We start from the raw sequence: 20,532 nt of genomic DNA, 5'->3' as shown, positions 1-20,532 counted from the left end.
CACATCACCCAACTCAATCGCTTTATTTAGATTACGTGTTGATGTTTTTAGTGAAGCGCGAGTTTAGTACGACTGTCAACAAGAATAGATTATTTGTGTTTATTGGTTACAGTTGAAGAGCATGTCTTTTGACCACCATGCTAGCAGGTGATGTATTGAAACTTAGTGGAATCTTTATCCACTCAGAGATACCTACCTTAAGTTAGAGAAACACGCATACAAACACCAATTCAGTTTATCAGTTGGGTAGGCAGGACATCTAGATAAAATGATAATTGCGAGGAGCTCAGGAAAGGCTCAAAGAGGTAAGTCAGAAAAAGTATGGAAGGTGTTAAAAAGAGTTCATGAAGTGATAAATATTACTCTCTTACAAAAAACTCCGAAAAACACTGTAGTTTTTCGGAGTTTTTAACTGGTACCAGAGTGGCGGAAGTAAAATTCTCCTAAGAGAATCTAGGGACTATTTTACCAGCTTTGCTCTATTCCCAATCAAGAATAACCTTGCCTGACATACCGCTACGCATTACGTCGAAGCCTTCTTGGAAATCATCAATCTTGTAGTGGTGCGTGATGATTGGTGATAGATCCAAACCAGATTGGATTAATGAAGCCATCTTGTACCATGTTTCGAACATTTCACGACCGTAAATACCTTTGATCACCAAACCTTTGAAGATAACTTGGTTCCAATCGATACCCATGTCTGATGGTGGAATACCTAGAAGTGCAATGCGACCACCGTGGTTCATCGTCGTTAACATGGAGTTAAATGCTGATGGGTTACCAGACATTTCTAGACCTACGTCGAAGCCTTCTGTCATGCCTAGCTCGGACATTACGTCTTCTAGCTTCTCTTCAGCCACGTTTACTGCGCGAGTTACGCCCATCTTACGAGCAAGCTCTAGGCGGTATTCGTTTACATCTGTGATAACAACATGGCGAGCACCAACGTGTTTCGCTACCGCAGCTGCCATGATGCCGATTGGACCAGCACCTGTGATCAGCACGTCTTCACCGACGAGGTCAAAAGAAAGCGCAGTGTGTACAGCGTTACCAAACGGGTCAAAGATTGATGCTAGATCGTCAGAGATGCCTTCTGGGATTTTGAACGCGTTAAACGCTGGGATCACTAAATATTCTGCGAATGCGCCTTCACGGTTTACACCAACACCGATCGTGTTGCGACACAGGTGAGTACGACCACCGCGACAGTTACGACAATGACCACAGGTGATATGACCTTCACCAGAAACGCGGTCGCCGATTTCAAAGCCACGAACTTCCTGACCAATCGCAACCACTTCACCCACGTACTCGTGACCTACAACCATAGGAACTGGAATTGTCTTTTGCGACCATTCGTCCCAGTTGTAAATGTGTACGTCAGTGCCACAGATAGCGGTTTTCTTAATTTTGATCAGAATGTCGTTATGGCCAACTTCCGGTTTTTCAACCTCAGTCATCCAGATGCCTTCTTCAGGCTTTAGCTTTGATAGTGCTTTGATTTTCATAATATTCACCCAATATTGCCCCGCTCTATGCGTGGCAAAAAATTCTTTCATCTACCGTCATTAAAGAAGAGGTAAAGGCTTTACCCATGAGCCGACTCAAAAGAGTTGGGAAAGCCTTTGTAACCTTTTAGTCTCTCAGACTTAGATGATGCCCATATCTTTACCAACTTGGATAAACGCATCGATTGCTCGGTCTAGCTGCTCACGAGAGTGTGCTGCAGACATTTGAGTACGGATACGCGCTTGACCTTTTGGTACTACAGGGAATGAGAAGCCAATTACATAGATGCCTTTCTCTAGTGCGCGCTCAGCAAATTCTGCTGCTACTTTTGCGTCACCTAACATAATTGGAATGATCGCGTGGTCAGCACCACCCATAGTGAAGCCTGCGTCTTCCATACGAGCACGGAAGTGTGCTGCGTTTTCCCATAGACGCTCACGTAGGTCACCGCTCTCTTCTAGTAGATCCAGAACGCGGATAGAAGCGTTTACGATTGCTGGTGCAACAGAGTTAGAGAATAGGTATGGGCGAGAGCGCTGACGTAACCAGTCAATCACTTCAGCTTTACCAGATGTGTAACCGCCTGAAGCGCCGCCCATTGCTTTACCTAGCGTACCGGTGATGATGTCGATACGGTCCACTACGTTATGGTGTTCGTGCGTACCTGCACCTGTTTTACCCATAAAGCCAACAGCGTGAGAATCATCAACCATAGTTAATGCGCCGTACTTATCTGCTAGGTCACAGATAGCTGGAAGGTTAGCCACTACGCCGTCCATTGAGAACACACCGTCAGTTACGATAAGAATGTGGCGAGCACCCGCTTCTTTTGCAGCGATCAATTGTTGCTCTAGTTCTTCCATGTTGTTGTTTGAGTAGCGGAAACGCATCGCTTTACATAGACGAACACCGTCAATGATTGACGCGTGGTTTAGAGCGTCAGAGATGATCGCATCTTCTTTACCTAGGATAGTTTCAAATAGACCCGCGTTTGCATCGAAACATGATGTGTAAAGAATCGTGTCTTCTTTACCTAGGAACTTAGAAAGCTTCTGCTCAAGCTCTTTGTGGATGTCTTGAGTACCACAGATGAAACGTACTGAAGCCATACCAAAACCGTGCTCGTCCATGCCTGCTTTGCCCGCTTCGATAAGCGCTGGGTGGTTAGCAAGACCAAGGTAGTTGTTTGCACAGAAGTTTAGTACTTCTTCACCAGTAGAGATTTTAACAGCCGCTTGCTGTTGAGACGTAATGATACGCTCTGCTTTGTAAAGACCTTCCGCCTTCACTTCTTCAATTTGCTGTTCAATCTGTTGGTAAAATGCAGAAGACATTCGCAATTCCTTCCTGTTTATTTTGTCGAGTTTTCACTCGATTAGAATTAGGTTGAGCCTTTATGTGACGGGGGTCACAGGCAATTACTTCTCAATTAAGTGTAGTGTAATTCAAGGAAGGAAAAACGATTATCCCTTAAGGTGGAAAAGCATTAATGAATTATAGGCACGAATCCAACTAATGCTTTTCTATGAGGTTGTATTGAAAGGAGTTATAGCCAAGTTGGCGTTGTTAAAAGCGCTTCAAACTCCTTCGCTGGCAATGGTCGGCTATAGTGGAAACCTTGTCCGAACTCACAGTTTAGGTTTTTCAAGTAATCAACGTGACGCTGCTCTTCAATGCCTTCTGCGACGATCTTAAGGTTAAGCGCTTTCGCCATTGCAATAATAACGTTCACAAGCTCACGATCCGATTCATTCTCAAACATGTTCTGTAAGAAACTGCGATCAATTTTAAGTCGGTCAAATGGGAATTTCTGTAAGTAACTCAATGCTGAGTAACCGGTACCAAAGTCATCAATCGTTAGCTTCGCCCCCATCGCACGTAAGTTATCTAACATGCCCATCAGTTCATTGCTGTGGTTGAATAAAAGACTTTCAGTAACTTCAACATCAAACAATTCAGGCGGCAGTCCCGACTCCTCAAGATGAAGCTTGATTTGCTCAAAGAGGCGATCACAGTATCTAAACTGCACACTAGAAAAATTTACTGATACAAACAAAGGTGAATCTTTCTGCCACTTCGCTGCTTGGTGACATGCTTGACGAATAGCGAAATCACCAAGTTGATGAATCAAGCCGTTCTTTTCTGCAATCGAAATAAACTCTTCTGGGTTCACAAACCCAAACTTGTCGTCATTCCAACGCATTAGAGCTTCAGCGCCGACAATCGCTCCGCTTTCTAAATCAATAATAGGTTGGTAGTAAAGCTCTAATAAGTCTTGCGAAATGGCGTTACGCAAGCGAGTTTCCAACTCTAAGAAGCGCTGCAAATCTTGGTTCATGTTGTGATCGTAAAAACAGAAAGCGTTACGTCCATCCTGCTTAACTCGATACATGGCCATATCCGCGCACGCCAACAACTGCTCGGCGTTATCACCATCTTCTGGGAAGACTGACATTCCGACACTCGCCGAGAGGAAAAACTCGTGGTTTTGCCATACAAACGGCTCGTTAAATACAGATAGAACCGTTGTCGCAAATCGTTTTGCGCTGTCCGCATTGTGCAAGTCTGGAATCACTAACAAAAACTCATCACCGCCAATCCGAGCCAATAAGTCTGTTTTTCGAACTGCGTTGTGCAATCTTTCCGCTGCGAGTTTTAAGACTTCATCACCAACGAAATGTCCCATGGAATCATTAATCTGCTTGAAATGATCAAGGTCGATGAACATCACCAACACATTCGAACCGATGCGTTCTGCACGTGAAAGCTCTAAGTCGAGACGCTCGGAGCCATAAACTCGGTTTGGTAATCCGGTCAAGGAGTCATGTTTCGCTTGATAAGCTAACTCCATCTCTGACGATTTACGGCGCTCGATTTCACTGGTCAGGCGCTGGTTCTGTTGAGAAAGAAAGTCTTTACGCTTTTTCTCCTCTTCCAATTTTATTTTCAGCTCTACACGAGTGTTGTTTAGCGTGAATGCATAAAGCAACCCAACCACAATCATGATGGCAAGTACACTTAAACCATTAATGAACATGCGTGAAGTATAAATATCTCGCTCACTGAGTGATTCAAACCACGCCATCAACTTAAAGTGATGATGTTCAATGGGTACTTCAAAATAGATTTTTTGCTTTAGCTCTTTGGCAAGGGCTTCTGGATCCGTGATGTTTTCTTGTTCCAGCTTACGACTAATAGAATCCCAAACTTCCATTTCCACATCGTTGATCTTTAACACCATCCGGCTATAGCTGCCTTCATGTTCTTGATTCGTCAGTTGGGAAATCACCACTTCTTTGTTGATGTCAGCAATCAAAAAGCCAACAGGCTTGCCAGAAAACATCACTTGCTTAACGACTTGAATGAGGACCTTACCATCATTTTGTATCGCTCTGACTTCCTCAGGATGAGCGTGGTCATTAAGCAATCGAGACGTATCAATACGATGATCTGTTTTAACGCCCGTAGTGACGATGGTTGAACCATCAAGACCAACTAACGTCAGCTTGGTGTAGATGATCTGGTTGTTGACAGTTTTCGCGTCGGCTTTCTCTTGCAGCTTACGCTTCAAGTTGATCAAACTAGCACCTAGGCCATATTCCATCGACATGCCTGAAGCAAGATTCGCAAAGAAGGTCTGCACCGTTTTATCAGTTGATAAGTGGTCGACATCTTCGCTGGCTATCGTGAATAAATTATCGAGAGTACCCGCGTAGCTTTTTACCTTTAGGTCAAGTTCACGATGCTGAGAATCTTTTAATTTGTTTTGACCTAAACTCGTCACAGTAATAATCATCGCTAAATAGAGCGACACCAAAATAGCACTGACGGTGATGATCTTCTGGCTTGATATCTTTTTTACAGACTTTCTCATATATCGTTCTTACTATCTTCTAAGAAGTAGTCATTATAAAAATAGTAAATTGACGGGTAGTATTTCTCGACCAACTTCTGGTACGTCCCATCTTTTTTAATTGACTTCAAATATTGATTAAATGCGGCTTTTAATTCAGGGGAGTCCTTACGGAAGGCAACCGCCATTTTTTGATTTTCGGACACAGGACCAATTACTTTGATTTCTCCTGGCCACTTTTCCAATGCAATCAGTGTATCTGCTACATCAAGCAGTGTACTTTCTGCATCATTCTTCATTATCGCTGGCACCATCTCATTCAATCGACGCTGCCCATCAGGCAAAATAACTTTTGCTCCCGTGTCATACAGATTGTAAAGGTTCGGGTCTAGACACGAGTGCTCCATCGCCAGAACTTCACGACCTTTGATAAGCGATTTCACCATCGAGATATCGTTCTCAATGGAACCTGTCGGTTTGATTGGAGTAAGGGTGGAATCTGTACGTGCGACTAACCAAACCGCAGATGGGAAGTAATCATCAGAAAAATCGACGACATGAGTTCGCCAATCAAGAATAGTGACTCCGTTAGCAATCAGATCACCTTCAATGGGCATCGTTTTGCCAACCTGAAGCTGAGCGTCTTTGTAATCAACTTGTTGACCTGTCAGTTTACCTACCACATTGTTCCATTGCGCTGGTACGTATTCATATCGGACGCCAAGAGACTGAGCAAACCCTTTAATAATATCCACATCCAGCCCTGTCAAAGTCTGCACTTCACCTTGGTCGATGTAAGAAACAAAGTTCGCGTATGGCACACCGATATGACGCAAAACGCCGCTGTCTTTGATGTCTTGTAAATCACCAGCAAACACTGAAGCAGAGAGTAGTGACGTCATACCAACAGCCATTGCCGTCATGGTTCGTTTGATTAATTTCACTGACATGGTGAATATCCCTCTCTTTAACAAAGCGCCCAAACATGGGCGCTTTGACGATAAACAACATTAGAACGAGTAATAAAGATCCGCAATGGCTTCAACCAGACCTTCTACATCTCTCTCATCATGGAATAAATGAGTCGAAATGCGCAACGCATGTGTTTCGTACGAATCATCCTTGTACAACTTGAAGCTTGTTGTACGGATGATGTAACCATAATCTTCACGAAGACGATCACGGAACTGCGTTAGTCGTTCTTCATCTGTTACATCAAAAAACGGGTTAAACGTAGTCAGACCGCTAGTTAAGCCCTCAACGTTTGGTGAGTACATTTGCGCCTCAGGTAACGCTTCGCTAAGCAGCACCTTACATAACTCACTTAACTCCAAGATGCGTTCTTGAATTCGATCGCGACCAATTTCATCCCACATCTTACAGCTGTCAGCAAGTGCTTGTTTTGCTGGGTAGTTGTCATTACCAATGTACTGCATTTGTAACTGCTTACCTAGGTAATCTGCATGAGATAAAGAAGAGTTAATCAACCACAATGGGTTTTCACGATCGCTCCAGTACTCATTTAAGCGTTTACCGTTGTCACGTACATATAAGATACCCGTAGCGCCCGGACCACACTGCCATTTATGACCAGAACCTGCATAGAAATCACAGTCCATGTCATGGAAATCAAGATCGAACATACCCACAGTGTGCGCACCGTCAACTAAGGTCGGGATTCGATGTTGCTTAGCCAAAGAACAAATGGCTTTCGCTGGAAGTGTTGTGCCAGTTTTGTAGGTGATATGAGAGAATACGATTAACCGAACATTTTGATGTGCTTGAATCGCATCGCTGAACGCTTGAATATAGTCTTCTTCTGTCACATCTTCTGTACCAGTGAAGACAGGAAGTTGAATCTCTACGACATCCACACCAAATCGATGCTTGGCAACGTTCATAGGGGACGTCGCCGCAACGTGTTCGTGATGAGTGGTTAAGATCACATCGCCCGGCTCGAAGTGAAGACCGTTGATGATAGAGCATAGACCATCAGTAGTGTTACGACTCAAGATGATTTCATCCGCATTTGCACCAAAGCCCGGTGCAACTTGCGTCACCATTTCAGACACATAAGGCCATGAACCAAATTTATTCTTCATGTCCCACGGGTATTTCGCAACCAGTTTGTTGTTGTCCTCATACCCTTCAAGAACATGTCTTGGCATTGAGCCCGTAGTACCGATGTTCATATAAGTCGTTCGCTTATCCAAAACGAACTGCTTTCGAACTTTACGCCAGAGGCGTCTTTCATTTCTTTTACCTAGTCTGCTCCAATCGATATTCTGTCCCTTTGCTTGAACAGCACCAGAAAACGCCGAAGCACTGACGCCAGCCACAACTGCACCAGTTGCACCTTTTAAAAAATTGCGGCGGCTGCGATTAGTCTTAATAGATTCCTTGTCGCTCATCTTTTCGATCCTTGTCGGAAGTTTAGCCATATTATTAATTATGAATCCGTAACTAACTGTTACTTAAACATTATTACCAAATAGATTCCCTGTTTAGATTTTTCGGCGGCAATTAAGTGACTTTAGTTCCATTTTTTCATTTCATTTGATGATATAACCAACAGTTCTTTACGATAAAAATAAACAACTAAACGCATATTACAATATTCACTAAAACACCTAACTCTAATATAAATAGAAATTAATTTTATAATGTAAAAATCATAAAAAAGCGTGAGTTGTAATATTTACGAAACAAATTAGATCGCAAGGTTAATATTAAGTTCTAGCACGTTAAATATGCAACAGAATAAATTTAATTCATCAGCGCTATCATTCGTTTGTTGAAATAACAATCATGACGAATTATTAAGCGAAAAATTCTATTTAAACAGTAGATTTGTTCGATGAACAGAAAGGGAAAGTAAGCAAGAGGAAGGTGGCGGTAGCTATACCCAAGTAATCTCGAGACACTTCATTCAGCGAGAATGGCTTGGGTATAGATAGATTAAACGGCTCGTAATGTGAACTTTTGTTGATATTGAGATGGTGTGCTGCTGGTCTCTAGATAACTGTGATGCAACATGAGTATCGACTGTACAATCTTGGTCCCAATACCTAGCGAGCCTCCCTGTGCTTCTTCTTCAATATGGTTAATAAAGGCAAAATGAATTCTTGATTTATCGTCACTCAAATGAGCATGACAATGTACTTCAGAACGCATTGGACTGTGGCGCAGCGCATTTTCAAGCAAGTTAAGCACCAACCGCTCTAAAAGACCTTTATCACCCACGGTTTGAATTTCGTTATCGACGTCTATTTTCAGCAGCACTTCTTTTCGAGCAAACTGGCTTTGCATCGTCTCGGCGCACTCTGCCATCAAGGCTCCAAGATCCACTGGTCGATACTCGTAATTCGGCATGGGCGCTTCTTTTCGAGCTACGTCCAACAAAGAGTGCAATTGCGTAGATAGCTTCTCACAGTTTCTGAAAGCGACGTCAATCAAAGGGTCGGATTCCGGATGCTGCAAACGCCACGTTTCCAAATAGCCAAGAACGCTCGATAACGGTGTTTTTAAATCATGACTAAGCTGCAATAAGCTTTGACGACGATGAGACGATTGATACTCCAACTGCAAAAACTGTTGCTGGATATGCTTCGCCATCATCTGATAGGAATTTGCTATCGGTACTAATTCCGGAACTTGGCGCGTAAAATCGGGTTGCAGGCGGAAATCATGTTCTGCTTGTTGTTGAAGCTGATTGGTCACACGCTCAATCGGGTTCAATAAACTGCGTTTCACTAACACATAAGCACCTAATGCAAAGCCTAAAATAGACACTAAAACTAACCCAGCGAGCGCGATATAAGGTGTGTCTACTTGGGCGTTGGCAATCGCATCATGTCTGGTACTGCCAATGACTACATAGAGATAACCCACGGTTGAGCCGAGTTCCTCAATCGCTGCTACGGAAAACACTTTGTGCTCGCCACGATTACGAGGATCTTCGCCTAAGATGGGGAATGGCTCGTCATTCAAGAATCGTTTAATTGGGTTAAGATCTACCTTACCCATGATCTCTGCACCTTCTGGTGCTGCATGGGTAGTGATGTTGCCTTGGCTATCAAGAAAGTAAATTTCGAAATCCGGACCAATCAACATAAGGGTATGAAAAATGGATTTGAGCGCTTTCGGGTTGTAATCCGTACCTATCATCAACGGATTATCATCACGCATGTGGCTTGCCAGCTCTTTGTGCAGACTCTGTTTAGTGCGTAATTCAATGGTCTCTTTTTGCCAATTGTACGTTAATGCAATAACGGCTGCTGCTAAACAAAACCATAGGCTCGTGAACACCACTAAGCGAGATTTGAAGCTCATCCTAGCGCCTCCTTAATCAGTCATTACTTGGGTGGTAAAGCTACTGTCGTGGTTGAAACTTGTACCCCACGCCCCATACCGTCTGGATAAAATGATGATCAGAGTCAGACAAAGACAACTTGCTACGTAGGCGATTGATGGTGCTACACACCGTATGATGATAACCGGAATGGCTGGTATTCCACACATGGTCGAGCAATTCATCTTTACTGTAGACTCTACCCGGGCGTGTCGCGAGGAATTGCAGCAAGGTAAACTCTGTCGCGGTAAGAGTGACATCCTTGTCATTTAGGGATACCTGATGCAATTCTGGAATAATTCTTAATGGACCAAAATCCATGCTATCTTCAAGTTCACTTCTTTCAACTTGTACTTCAACGGTTTGACTTACCCGTCGCAATACATTGCGTACTCGAGCTTGAAATTCTAATACGCTAAACGGCTTGGTAATGTAGTCATCCACACCCGCCTCCAAACCATCCACTTTATCCATCTCACCATCTCTGGCGGTCAGCATGAGCACAGGGCTCCAATCTTGTTGCTGACGTAAATAATGGCAGATATCTAAGCCGTCACCGTCTGGCAAACCTCGGTCAAGAATGAGTAAATCAAAAGGTTGTTGTTGGTATTGCGCTTTGGCTTCGGCGACATCCGTTACCCGCAACACTTGGTGTCCTTGAAACTTGAGATGCATTTGAACCAGTTCTGCCAAATCATCATCGTCTTCTACCAGCAAAATGTTCGCGACTAAATTGATTGCCTGCTGTTCCATGGTCCTTTCCCTGCGTCTGAGAATCCTCACTTTGCACATGACCGGAACAAATCGGAATTTCTTTCAAAAAAGGTTCCGATGACGCCATGAGGGTTAAAGCGCTCGGCTACAAGCGCTTTGGAAAGGAGACGCCATCGGAGCCTGTATTACTCGACTCGGGTGATAGTGAGTTTCGCGCCAGGATTCAGGAAGCGATGGTTCGCAGAAAGCGCAGAATTGGCTAAACCATCATCTTTACTTACCACTCCAGCGTGAAACGCCACTACGTCATTTGTGTCGTTACGAGCAGCATTAAAGCCTTCACCACCGCCTGCTGGTCCCGGAATGGTGGCTGCAAGTTCATCGTTCAATTCCGTGCCGGAATCCCAAACGTTCATGCTCATTTCGTAGCTTTCTCCCACCGCCAATGATTTAAGCGATAGACCCGTTTCCCCAACAAACGCATCGTTGGTGTTCACAAACATGGAAGCGACTGAAACGTAGCCCGCTTTGTGTGGGTCAACTGTAAAGGTTACGGAATCACTTGAACCAGGAAGCACTAAACCATTACCTGACAACGTTTGGTAGACATAGTCATTGGAATCCTTTAGCGCTAACAGCTCGGCATTGCTGCCCCCTTCTGCAAGATGCTCAAGCTCAATAGAAGAGCTTTTGCCAATTTCAAACAGTTTGTATTTGTCGTTGTGAGCCAAAATCGCAAGTGGCGACATTGGTTGATTCGCGGTCAAGTTTGCAACGTTAATCGTGTAGCGGTATGACTTCACCACATCATTATCATCATCGCTTGGACAACCGGCGAGTAAGCCGACTGAAGCTGCTACGAGTAAGATTCTGTATTTCATACATCCCCCTTACTTCACAACAATTGTGATGGTTGCAACTGGGTTCAGCCAACGATGGCTGCTACTGTCTAGGTCACTGATGCCGCCAGTTGGATCGCTATCACCAAGGTTACCCGGATGCACGTGAACTTTGTCATTAGTCACTGCAGCTTCAACACCGGTGCCGCCTGTACCAAAGGTAATGAAAGGTGGATTTGGCATGCTACCTTTAAGTTCATCATTGGCTTCTGTGCCTGCATCATAACTTCTTAGCGTTGCTCGGTATGTGCCAGCTTCCGTTGGGATTTTCCAGCTATCTAGCCCCACGAAACCATCATTGGTTGGCAGAAGCATCGCACTAAGAGACAAGTATCCATGATCACCACTGTTCATGGTAAAGGTGGTTGCGACACCCGGATTCAAAATACCACCAGCCGGGTTCTCAACCACAACACCACCAGCATTACCAATGACACTAGCAAGACCCGAGATGTCACCACCTTCCGCCATTGCTTCTAACTCTGGGGTAGCGGCTTCACCGGTTCTGAACATCTTAAGATCAGAGCCATGCGCTGCGACAATCAGTGGCGTAAAGTAAATGCCTTTTGTCGCGTTAGTCACGGTGATTTCCAGTTCTGCTGCATTCACTGATGCAGAGCCTAGTGCCATAGCGACTGAAGTCATGACGAGTCCGAGTTGGGTACGTTTTTTCATTGTGATTCCATCCTTTAATGAGGGTTGAACTACTCAAGTCCATGTTTACGGCTTTACTTCTTTGTTTGTAACTTGAGTAGGTTAAGCATTACGTTTCGAACGTTTTGCGTTCTTGCCTCTAAGAATGACGAACAAATCTATCAGCAACTTCATCGAATTCTCATAAAATTCTCACAAGTTCTGTTCGATTTTTTCAGCAGCGATTTTTACTCTTAATCAGCTATTTACACTTCGTGTACTCCCCTCCTACAATGCGGTATTCCCTGTTTAAATCACGATTCTCAGCATGATTCATAATGTACTGGCTGCTTACTATGGCGAAATCTACGGCATCGCTTTTTTCAATCACTACTTGAACCATTACGCCCATGGTGAACAACAAACGCTGTGGCAAACCTTGATTGAAGTAGAAGAGCTCACCGCAGAAAAGCTCAAGCCTGTATTACTAGCAAATGGCATGGATATCGAAAGCCGACACCAAGAGATGCTTGATAAAGGCTTGGCAGACGCAACCAAGTGGATAGAGTTGCCATGGCTGGAGTTGGTGGCAACTCTTCTGAAGTGGGTAGAACCTTATGAGGTCAAGTATCGAGAGTGGCATGAAGAAGTGAAAGCTTCACAGCAGTATTCAATCGCTGAGCAAGAAGCTATCGAGTTGATTGCGGACCATGAAACAGCCATTTATCACTGTTGGCAGCACTACCATATTGGTGAATCTGGCTTGCCTGCCCTGAATGCCTTCTTAGCAAAATATCGCTAAAGCGAGACGGTGACACTTGAACCGAACAAAACCGTACCAGACAATACCGTTATTCCGCTGCGCAGAACTGAACAAATATGGTTAACCCAAAACTCATTGCCCTACTCCCTGATCTTGCTTCGTTTATCTTAGTGGTAAACGAGGGCAGTTTTACCGCTGCAGCCAAACAACTTGGCGTGACACCATCGGCTTTAAGTAAGTTGATCACACGGTTAGAACAAGCCCTCTCAGTGAAACTGTTCGAGCGAACGACTCGCAAGTTGATCATCACTCAAGCCGGGCAAAAGGTTTACGACCAAAGCATCGCCATGGTGAATGCGGCGCAGCAAGCGGTTGAATTATCGGCGGAAGATCATGCCGAGCCCACGGGTGCACTCACAGTGGCTGCACCCGAAGCGTTTCTTAACTCGGTGCTTCAACCATTTGTGTTGCCATTCCTAGATCGCTACCCAAACATTCAGCTCAAGCTACGTGCTGCTGATGGTGAGATTGATCTTTTTCGCCAAGGTATCGACGTAGCATTTAAGCTCACCGACAAACCCGATGAGAATCTGGTACTCAAAGAGATCAGCAAGACCAATCTTGTTTTGTGCGCCTCTCCAGATTACCTTGCCAAACACGGTATGCCAGAGCATCCGACTGAACTTGAGCAGCACGATTGTATTTATCTTGCTGAAAACGACAAAGACAACATCTGGTCTTTCTTTAAAGAAGAAGCTTTCCACTCTATTGCCGTGAGTGGACGCTACGCCGTTAACCACTCTCAAATGCGCTTGAACGGGGTTAAGTCTGGCTTGGGAATTGGAATCTTCCACGACTTCGTGATTAAAGACGCGTTAGAACGAGGAGAAGTGGTAGAGGTTCTGTCTGATTGGATGATCAAAAGTAACTACCACGGCGCTATCGCGATGCAGTATGCACAAACCAAATACATGCCTGCTCGCCTGCGCGTGTTTATTGACTTCGTTAAGGAGCACTTAGTCTCCGGAGAGGCTAACCATGTTTAATGCCCTTCACCACGTCGCAATCATTTGCAGTGATTACCCAACATCAAAACACTTTTACACCCAAGTCTTGAGGCTAAAAGTCATTGCTGAAAATTATCGTGAAGCCAGAGACTCGTACAAGCTCGACCTTGCTCTACCTGATGGAAGCCAAGTTGAGCTGTTTAGCTTTCCGGGCGCACCGAATAGACCAAGCTTTCCCGAAGCACAAGGGTTGAGACATCTCGCGTTTTTGGTTGATGATGTTGAGCAAGTAAAAGTCTACCTCGAATCGAATGACGTTGAAGTCGAGCCGATTCGTATTGACGAGTTCACAGGCAAAGCATTTACCTTCTTCCAAGATCCAGATGGCTTGCCGCTGGAGATTTATCAGAAATAAAAAGAGCCAGCAATTCGCTGGCTCTTTTACTATTTCACTTGTCTCTTGCTAGTTCAACGCCGTTTTCAGCTTCTCGACGCGGTTGAACAACAGCCAATCCAGTGCGAGAACGGTAACAATTGCCAAACCGCCCATCGGAAACGCCAAACACAATACTACCAACGTTACTAAACCAAGCTTCCAAATTCCGTCTTGTTGAAATTTAGGTGGCGCCCCTAATGCAGCACTGCGACTTGGTCTACGAATCCACCACATCACAACCCCTGTGATTGAGATTAAAATGAACGCCAGACAGAACACCACGTTGAGCACTTTGTTCAATACACTCACATCGCCTTGGTGCAATGACACGCCTGCCGCCATGAACTTGGCAAACAAACTGTAATCTTGCCATGTGACGTCCACCAACAAGCGACCGGAATATTGGTCAAAGTGACTGGTGCGATCTTGTCTTGGATCGGAAATATCACCGCCCATTGAGTTAGCAGCCACGGTGTAAACACCTGTCTCAGAGCGTGGCAAAAATAGCTTATAGCCAGTAAAACCCATCATTTCTGCCTTGTGGACGATATCATCAATAGATAGTGCATCATGACTGCCTGCATAAGCCGATTCTTCCTTCATGTTGGCGTGATCATGAGCTGGTTTATCTTTCGACTGTGGCACAGCAGCAAGCTCTAAGTTCCATGGCACCTCTTCTGATGCACCATGATTCAGGTCTTGGTGTGTCAGTGTCGACTCTGGTTTCTCACCCCATGTGTAATAGGTTGGGAAGGTATTCCAAGCTTGCACCATTTTCGCGCCCCATATCCCAGCCCAAGACAGACCTGAAATCAAAAAGAACAACAGAACAATTGATAGCACACCGCCTAAATTCGCATGCAGATCTCGCATCAAAATACGAGTTCCACTGCCAAAACGAATTTTCAAAAAGCCAGCACGGCTTGCGTTGTCTCTTGGTAACCACAGGTACAAACCAGACACCAACAGTAAAATGCCTAAACTGGCGGCGATTTCTATTAACCGATCACCCAAATCACCAATAAGCAAAGTGCCATGGACGTTATTCATCAGTTCATAGATGCTATCACCACGGTTAATCGTCCCTTGTACTTCTCCGGAGTATGGGTTCACAGCAACAATCAATGAGCTGCCTTCTTGATTTTGAATCGAGAATCGGTTGGCGATATCAGATGTTTTTGCAGGCACAAATTGGGTGATATTAAAATCGGGATACGCCTGCTTTACCGCGTCTAACTGTCTAGAGACAGGAACGGTTTGCTCTTGCGGTATAACGTGCAACGTTGCCTCATATCGAGCCAGTTCGATTTCATCATCAAACAGCATCACTAACCCCGTAAGGGAGAGCATCAACATAAATGGAATAACGAATAAACCTGCGTAGAAGTGCCATCGCCACGTCATAAAATAGATGGACTTTTCGCGTGAAGCTTCCTTGAGTTGAGGCTTTGCCGAGTTTCTCAACATGTGTATTTTCCTTTTTTCATTGTGAACACCCAAATTCAGTCAAACGCATCCTGAACATACTCATCGGTATGTGACGTCATTTGACTTAGATTCGGGAGTACCACTGCTCGAATGGCAGTGTTGTTGGCTTTATTTACTTGTAATTGTTTTTGTTATGAGAAAAAGGAAATTGGGGGAGCACGAGGAACTGGCGTTTCAAATCGCACACTTAGAGCCAAATAAGTGTAGCTGTCAGAAACGACCAAGCTCAATCTTGAGAGTATCGGTGTCGTTGGAAGTGTATCGTGATGAAAAGTCGAGAAGTGGCTGAACGGACAAGGCTTACCTTTGTGGCTGACGGAGTTGTCGCCCTCTTCTATCTGCACCAACTCAAAACCGTTCAGTGTACATAGCGTCGCCCACACCCCCATGCTGTTACCATGAGCATTGATAACAGGCATCAGTGTCACTAGTGCCCAACTTAGAGCACTAGCAAATAACATGGAGCGATAAAAAGGAATTAATCTACGCATAACGGTGACTTAACAAATTTCACATAGCGTAACCAATTCTGAGTGCTAGCTCAAAAAGAGGATTCATAAGTGGCTGCTACCTCACAGGTTTTCTTGAATACTGTGATTGACAGGCACAAAAAAGCCCGCCGAAGTGGCAGGCTGATGGTCATCTTTTCAAGTTGGATAAACGGTTAGCTAAACAGCTTGCTCCAAATACTTGGGTTACGCTTATCGTGGTACTCTTCGCGTAGACTATCGATTTCACGTAATTGATCTTTCGCTTCTTGTAGCTTGCCCGCATCGAGATCAGCTTCAATCTTATCTAGCGTTACCGTCAACTTGTTAAAGCCTTCTAGGTAGATATCAAACTTCTCTGGTGGGTAATTACCACGCTTAGATTGTTCGACGATCGCTTGCAAGCTATCAATCGCAGATTTCATGGTTTCAACATCAGACGCTTCCGCCGCCTGTTTGAATTCCATCTTCATCTGCTTCATGTTTTGTTTTAAATCGACGGCTTCTGCCATTGCATAAGTTGAGCCTAACGCAATCACACACCCCAGTATTAAAGGACGTAACATCTTCACTTCTCCATTGAATGCCGAATTCTGAGTCGGCTTTTTAATGCGAGCAGTGTAAAGCAATCCCTTAACACTTGCATAACCAAAAGTGTAATCAAGTTTATGCGTTGCGAATCTCGTCATACTCTACGATTGGCTTACGACCGCGCAACTCTAAGAAGGCTAAGAATTGTTGTGCTGAGTGAGTAATAACTTTGCTACTGTCGATACCCACTCTGTCCATTAACTCGCCGACTAAGCTCAGATTACCCACATCATGGCAGAAGTGTGCATCGCTGCCGGTAGTGAAAAATACACCCAATTCTTTGCCGATTTGTGCAATCTCATGGCAGCGGTCTACACTACCGACGCGGCTATTGCCCTTCAGAGTGGTGTTGTTAATTTCAATCGCTACATTGTTCTCTTTAGCGCACTTCAGCACAGCTTCAAAATCAAAGTCAAAGTTGGGGTTACCTAAGTGACCCAACGCATCAACACGACCATTTTTGATGATATTCAACAACGCTTCCGTGTGCGTGGCACTATCTGCAGGGCGGAATACTGGCTCATGAAAACTGGCAATCACCCAATCCAAATTTCGATCAACGCTGTCGGGAATGTCGATATCACCTTGAGTGTTCATGATGTTAGATTCAACGCCACGAATGATCGCAACCCCCTCAAGAAAACGAGGCAGAATTTTCTGGTTAGAGAAAAACCAGTAATGAGGCGCACCCGGCATTGATTCAGCGTGATCGGTCGTACAGAACATATCAAGCCCGTTCTCTTTTGCCGATTTCGCGTTTTCAATCAACGTACTGTATGCGTGACCACTGGCGTACGTATGCGTGTGGGTATCAACCTTAAATTCCATCATCAACTCTCTTGGTGCGCAAATTGGCGGCTATTGTATACCCACAAGTCACCTGTCGTCAGCCCAATCTTAGCTTGCAACCTCACCCTATTCTTCGCTGATAGTTTTGATCAAAGGCAGAGCCTTCTCCCAGCCGTGGTTGAACATCGACACAAAATCACTGTGAGTGTGAATGGTTATACTCAGCAATAAGCGGTCCTCCAAAGTATCGATCTGATAGATCTCTCGCGATCCGATCCACTTTGACGCTAAGTCTCCATCCAATTGCTGCCGATTATCTGGGTTAAAAATGGCAACATGATGAAACTCCAGTTTTTGTAGCGGCTGTACCGTGTCAATTATCGCTCTCGTTCCGCCCATGTCTGGGTCAAAAAAGGTCATATCACAACCTTCTTCCCATGCGCCATCAAATTGAGACTGAGGCGAAAAGGCTTGTGCCCATCGTTTGTATAGTTCGACATCGGTCAGCACGCTCCATACGCGCTGAGGTGTCGCGGCAATCTCGACGTGATAGTTTAAAGTCAGCATGTTTTCTCTCCCTGCATCTTTCTTGACGCTAGCTCATTCTGATTAAAAATCAAACAACCACTGACGTTTACACTTCATTTGTCACAGCTTGCTAGGCTAAACCTCCCCTTAAGGTGTTTTAGCTCGCAGTACATGTACGCGGCGTGCCGAGAACCTAACCCAACAGGTATTCAATACCGTCGCTAACACAATCAAACTCACTCCTGCAACTTGGCTATAACTCATTTGGTCGTCAAAGAAGGTCCATTGCCATACTGCGGTAAACAACAGATTGGTGAATATCAGCGGTGCAAGCTGCGAACCACTGCTTGCAAGCTGGTACGCTTTGGAACGGAATACTTGCGTATTAATAATGAGTAACGACATCAAAAATACGAGTGCAGTATTGGGCGTTTCAAAAGTGCTTATCGATAGGGAATTAACCAACATACTCGCATCATTCACGAACACGAGTGGCAAGATAAGCAGTGCCGCTGTGCCGAAGGTCCAAAAATTGATTTCTAGTGGTGATAGACCACTCTTACTTGCTTTGTAGAGCGTCAATTGAGAACCCGAGTTAAACAGCCCACCAGCTAACCCCAAGAGCAAATCGATACGCCATGTAAACTCGCCATCTGCACCCGCCAATAAAATCACACCTGAAAACGCCATAACGAGCGCTACGATAGTCGACATTCGAATCTGACCACGCATAAACAGCTTCTCGACGATGGGCATAAACAGCGGTCCAGTTGCGAACAGTACAACCCCTTCAACCAAGGTGAGCGTTTGCAAAGAAGCAATGAAACACAACTGACACATTGCGATGAAAAGAGCACGCAGAACAATTGGTTTAATAGTACCTGCAGTAGGCAAAGTCAGATTCTTAAAGCGCAGCATGACCAATAAAATGAGAGCTGGAGTAAAGAAGCGTAAAAAACTGAACATGGTCACGGATAAATCATCACTGAGCTGCTTTGCTAACAGCCCTGTAACAGATAAGCTTAATGTCGACATCAACATAAAGATGACGGGTTTATTTTCTTCTTTCATTGGATACTCCTTAATTCACGGAGTATTTTAGGAAAAGGCGTTAGTGATAAATAGCGAGTATTTTTAAACGCTAATGTAAGTAAAACTTACAAGTTAAATTAAATCCAGTTCATAGAGAGAGCCGAAGCAGTATGCGCAAATTAGTCCCACTAAAATCCATCTACGCATTTGTCGCTGTAGCGGAGACAGGCAGCATGACAGAAGCCGCCCACCTACTCTCTGTGAGCCACTCTGCGGTGAGCCAAGCCATCAAATCGTTAGAAGGTCAGGTCAATAAACCTTTGTTTGATCGCATTGGTCGCCAAGTCAGACTCAACAATGATGGTAAAAAATATTATCGCAAAGTGGCGCCTGCGTTGGAGCAAATCGTCGATGCTACTGAAGCTTTGATTCACGATCAAAACTCCAAGCGTATTACGCTCAATATGGTTAACTCACTTGCTTTGCATTGGTGGATCCCTCGCATGTCGAGCTTGCAAGATTACGCCCCTCAGTTGGATGTTCGTCTGTCTAATTTGGTGGGATTGTTTAGCTTAGAGCAAGAGGGGATTGACGCTGCGGTCGTGCATGGCAGTCCTCAAGAGTGGCAAGATTACTATTGTGAAAAGCTGAGTGAGGATGAGTTAGTGTTGGTGTGCAGTCCCGAGTTATTAGAACAGCCTGATAACCGAGACATTCAACAGCTGCTATCAACTTACCCCATCATTGAAGTCACTAACGATCGCCGAAAGCATGACTGGCAAGTTTGGGAAGAAGAGACAGGATTACTGCGACCTACCAATAAAAAGCCAATGACCTTCAATATGTCCATTCAAGCGGTGCAAGCAACGACAAGACGTTTGGGGTTATTGGTAACCCATCGTCTATTTGTCAAAGATGACATCAAATACGGGCAATTGGTGGAATTGGGCGAGCCTGTGGTCAACCCATACCAGCAGTTTTACTTTGTTTGCCCACCACACAAACTCAAACAGGAAGCCTTTCATTTACTGAGGTCTTGGCTAAGACAAGAGTTTAGCTGATACGCCAACATGCCCGTGTGCTAGAGCAGCGATCACACGAATTGTATTGAACCTAAAGTTTCGCCTGCACAAATTTGCAATCGATTGAATATTGAATTGAGATAATCGACTTCATACCCAAGTGACTTCAAGATGCAGGATTCAGAGCGTTGTCATTGATTCGAGAGTAAGGAAAACAACTTGGTAATAGCTAGCTCTTTCCAAGTTGTTTGACGCAGCCATTTGTTTGACTAAAAAATCGAGTCAAAGACACGCTCCCAAAGGGCACTCTTTGCAAATAGTAAGGGGCTTGGCTTGTATACTTTGTTGCCGATTCTTGATTTAGAATGACTAGATCTTTAAATCGCCGCCGCGTCTACAAACCAAGTCATTCTCGCTGAACCTAGC

19 protein-coding genes are annotated in these 20,532 nt (G+C 44.6%); 4 read left to right on the top strand and 15 right to left on the bottom strand.

Annotated features, from left to right (window positions below; all coding sequences use genetic code 11):
* Positions 1-479: 479 nt before the first annotated feature.
* From tdh to MHO32_RS14385, 9 genes are all read right to left on the bottom strand, one after another.
* Entirely contained in the window at positions 480-1,511 is a 1,032-nt protein-coding gene (gene tdh, locus MHO32_RS14425) for an L-threonine 3-dehydrogenase (protein ID WP_005448756.1), read from the bottom strand.
* Between the two features lie 141 nt (positions 1,512-1,652).
* Entirely contained in the window at positions 1,653-2,846 is a 1,194-nt protein-coding gene (locus tag MHO32_RS14420) for a glycine C-acetyltransferase (RefSeq protein ID WP_005448754.1), read from the bottom strand.
* A 212-nt stretch (positions 2,847-3,058) separates the two neighbouring features.
* Positions 3,059-5,386 carry a putative bifunctional diguanylate cyclase/phosphodiesterase gene (locus MHO32_RS14415; RefSeq protein ID WP_009697225.1) on the bottom strand — a complete coding sequence of 776 codons (2,328 nt, stop codon included), beginning with the start codon at positions 5,384-5,386 and terminating at the stop codon, positions 3,059-3,061.
* Positions 5,383-6,315, bottom strand: coding sequence for a transporter substrate-binding domain-containing protein (locus MHO32_RS14410; RefSeq protein WP_172458583.1), 933 nt, complete (start codon positions 6,313-6,315; stop codon positions 5,383-5,385). Before MHO32_RS14410 ends, MHO32_RS14415 begins: the two co-directional genes overlap by 4 nt.
* A 60-nt stretch (positions 6,316-6,375) precedes the next feature.
* Complete coding sequence (locus MHO32_RS14405) at positions 6,376-7,776, bottom strand: aminotransferase class V-fold PLP-dependent enzyme (protein ID WP_239212684.1); 1,401 nt, start codon at positions 7,774-7,776, stop codon at positions 6,376-6,378.
* A gap of 547 nt (positions 7,777-8,323) precedes the next feature.
* Positions 8,324-9,697, bottom strand: a complete 1,374-nt coding sequence (locus MHO32_RS14400; protein ID WP_005448741.1) for a sensor histidine kinase — start codon at positions 9,695-9,697, stop codon at positions 8,324-8,326.
* Between the two features lie 40 nt (positions 9,698-9,737).
* Positions 9,738-10,469 carry a response regulator transcription factor gene (locus tag MHO32_RS14395; protein WP_239212683.1) on the bottom strand — a complete coding sequence of 244 codons (732 nt, stop codon included), beginning with the start codon at positions 10,467-10,469 and terminating at the stop codon, positions 9,738-9,740.
* 146 nt (positions 10,470-10,615) lie between these two features.
* Positions 10,616-11,311 (bottom strand): spondin domain-containing protein, encoded by a 696-nt coding sequence (locus MHO32_RS14390; RefSeq protein ID WP_239212681.1) that lies wholly within the window; start codon positions 11,309-11,311, stop codon positions 10,616-10,618.
* Between the two features lie 9 nt (positions 11,312-11,320).
* Positions 11,321-12,004: a spondin domain-containing protein gene (locus MHO32_RS14385; RefSeq protein ID WP_005448735.1), complete on the bottom strand. Its 684-nt coding sequence runs from the start codon at positions 12,002-12,004 to the stop codon at positions 11,321-11,323.
* Positions 12,005-12,290: 286 nt separating this feature from the next.
* Between MHO32_RS14385 and MHO32_RS14380 the strand changes: the two genes are divergently transcribed.
* The 3 genes from MHO32_RS14380 to gloA2 all read left to right on the top strand — a co-directional run bounded on the left by MHO32_RS14380 (position 12,291) and on the right by gloA2 (position 14,147).
* Positions 12,291-12,764, top strand: coding sequence for a hypothetical protein (locus MHO32_RS14380; RefSeq protein ID WP_239212679.1), 474 nt, complete (start codon positions 12,291-12,293; stop codon positions 12,762-12,764).
* A gap of 77 nt (positions 12,765-12,841) precedes the next feature.
* Positions 12,842-13,771, top strand: coding sequence for a LysR family transcriptional regulator (locus MHO32_RS14375; RefSeq protein WP_005448730.1), 930 nt, complete (start codon positions 12,842-12,844; stop codon positions 13,769-13,771).
* Complete coding sequence (gene gloA2, locus MHO32_RS14370; RefSeq protein WP_239212669.1) at positions 13,764-14,147, top strand: SMU1112c/YaeR family gloxylase I-like metalloprotein; 384 nt, start codon at positions 13,764-13,766, stop codon at positions 14,145-14,147. The genes MHO32_RS14375 and gloA2 overlap by 8 nt, the downstream gene beginning before the upstream one ends.
* A gap of 48 nt (positions 14,148-14,195) precedes the next feature.
* Here the strand turns inward: gloA2 and MHO32_RS14365 are convergent, their stop codons facing one another.
* From MHO32_RS14365 to MHO32_RS14340, 6 genes are all read right to left on the bottom strand, one after another.
* A complete protein-coding gene (locus MHO32_RS14365; RefSeq protein WP_050906970.1) occupies positions 14,196-15,635 on the bottom strand; it encodes a PepSY-associated TM helix domain-containing protein in 1,440 nt (479 codons plus the stop codon).
* A gap of 152 nt (positions 15,636-15,787) precedes the next feature.
* A complete protein-coding gene (locus MHO32_RS14360) occupies positions 15,788-16,147 on the bottom strand; it encodes a hypothetical protein (protein ID WP_080585290.1) in 360 nt (119 codons plus the stop codon).
* 173 nt (positions 16,148-16,320) lie between these two features.
* Positions 16,321-16,710 carry a cytochrome b562 gene (locus MHO32_RS14355; protein WP_009697233.1) on the bottom strand — a complete coding sequence of 130 codons (390 nt, stop codon included), beginning with the start codon at positions 16,708-16,710 and terminating at the stop codon, positions 16,321-16,323.
* A 100-nt stretch (positions 16,711-16,810) separates the two neighbouring features.
* A complete protein-coding gene (locus MHO32_RS14350) occupies positions 16,811-17,563 on the bottom strand; it encodes a phosphatase (protein WP_026000160.1) in 753 nt (250 codons plus the stop codon).
* Positions 17,564-17,650: 87 nt separating this feature from the next.
* Entirely contained in the window at positions 17,651-18,091 is a 441-nt protein-coding gene (locus tag MHO32_RS14345) for an SRPBCC family protein (protein ID WP_005448715.1), read from the bottom strand.
* Positions 18,092-18,199: 108 nt separating this feature from the next.
* The gene (locus MHO32_RS14340) at positions 18,200-19,123 is read right to left on the bottom strand and encodes a DMT family transporter (RefSeq protein ID WP_239212667.1); all 924 of its coding nucleotides are present in this window, start codon (positions 19,121-19,123) and stop codon (positions 18,200-18,202) included.
* A 131-nt stretch (positions 19,124-19,254) separates the two neighbouring features.
* On the opposite strand from MHO32_RS14340, the gene MHO32_RS14335 reads away from it, so the two are divergent.
* Positions 19,255-20,145: a LysR substrate-binding domain-containing protein gene (locus MHO32_RS14335; protein WP_005448703.1), complete on the top strand. Its 891-nt coding sequence runs from the start codon at positions 19,255-19,257 to the stop codon at positions 20,143-20,145.
* The last annotated feature ends 387 nt before the right edge of the window (positions 20,146-20,532 follow it).

The organism is Vibrio sp. MMH1-50, from assembly GCF_022347645.1.
In the GTDB taxonomy this organism is placed as follows: Bacteria; Pseudomonadota; Gammaproteobacteria; order Enterobacterales; family Vibrionaceae; genus Vibrio; species Vibrio harveyi.
This window is presented reverse-complemented; position numbering and strand designations above follow the sequence as displayed.

Excerpts from the sequence above, each read along its gene's own strand:
- MHO32_RS14350 (WP_026000160.1), bottom strand. The coding sequence starts at position 17,563 with ATGGAATTTAAGGTTGATACCCACACGCATACGTACGCCAGTGGTCAC.
- MHO32_RS14365 (WP_050906970.1), bottom strand. The coding sequence starts at position 15,635 with ATGTTGAGAAACTCGGCAAAGCCTCAACTCAAGGAAGCTTCACGCGAA.
- MHO32_RS14420 (WP_005448754.1), bottom strand. The coding sequence starts at position 2,846 with ATGTCTTCTGCATTTTACCAACAGATTGAACAGCAAATTGAAGAAGTG.
- MHO32_RS14395 (WP_239212683.1), bottom strand. The coding sequence starts at position 10,469 with ATGGAACAGCAGGCAATCAATTTAGTCGCGAACATTTTGCTGGTAGAA.
- MHO32_RS14375 (WP_005448730.1), top strand. The coding sequence starts at position 12,842 with ATGGTTAACCCAAAACTCATTGCCCTACTCCCTGATCTTGCTTCGTTT.
- MHO32_RS14405 (WP_239212684.1), bottom strand. The coding sequence starts at position 7,776 with ATGAGCGACAAGGAATCTATTAAGACTAATCGCAGCCGCCGCAATTTT.
- MHO32_RS14360 (WP_080585290.1), bottom strand. The coding sequence starts at position 16,147 with ATGCGTAGATTAATTCCTTTTTATCGCTCCATGTTATTTGCTAGTGCT.
- MHO32_RS14340 (WP_239212667.1), bottom strand. The coding sequence starts at position 19,123 with ATGAAAGAAGAAAATAAACCCGTCATCTTTATGTTGATGTCGACATTA.
- MHO32_RS14345 (WP_005448715.1), bottom strand. The coding sequence starts at position 18,091 with ATGCTGACTTTAAACTATCACGTCGAGATTGCCGCGACACCTCAGCGC.
- MHO32_RS14385 (WP_005448735.1), bottom strand. The coding sequence starts at position 12,004 with ATGAAAAAACGTACCCAACTCGGACTCGTCATGACTTCAGTCGCTATG.
- gloA2 (WP_239212669.1), top strand. The coding sequence starts at position 13,764 with ATGTTTAATGCCCTTCACCACGTCGCAATCATTTGCAGTGATTACCCA.
- MHO32_RS14380 (WP_239212679.1), top strand. The coding sequence starts at position 12,291 with ATGATTCATAATGTACTGGCTGCTTACTATGGCGAAATCTACGGCATC.
- MHO32_RS14410 (WP_172458583.1), bottom strand. The coding sequence starts at position 6,315 with ATGTCAGTGAAATTAATCAAACGAACCATGACGGCAATGGCTGTTGGT.
- MHO32_RS14390 (WP_239212681.1), bottom strand. The coding sequence starts at position 11,311 with ATGAAATACAGAATCTTACTCGTAGCAGCTTCAGTCGGCTTACTCGCC.
- MHO32_RS14415 (WP_009697225.1), bottom strand. The coding sequence starts at position 5,386 with ATGAGAAAGTCTGTAAAAAAGATATCAAGCCAGAAGATCATCACCGTC.
- MHO32_RS14335 (WP_005448703.1), top strand. The coding sequence starts at position 19,255 with ATGCGCAAATTAGTCCCACTAAAATCCATCTACGCATTTGTCGCTGTA.
- MHO32_RS14355 (WP_009697233.1), bottom strand. The coding sequence starts at position 16,710 with ATGTTACGTCCTTTAATACTGGGGTGTGTGATTGCGTTAGGCTCAACT.
- tdh (WP_005448756.1), bottom strand. The coding sequence starts at position 1,511 with ATGAAAATCAAAGCACTATCAAAGCTAAAGCCTGAAGAAGGCATCTGG.
- MHO32_RS14400 (WP_005448741.1), bottom strand. The coding sequence starts at position 9,697 with ATGAGCTTCAAATCTCGCTTAGTGGTGTTCACGAGCCTATGGTTTTGT.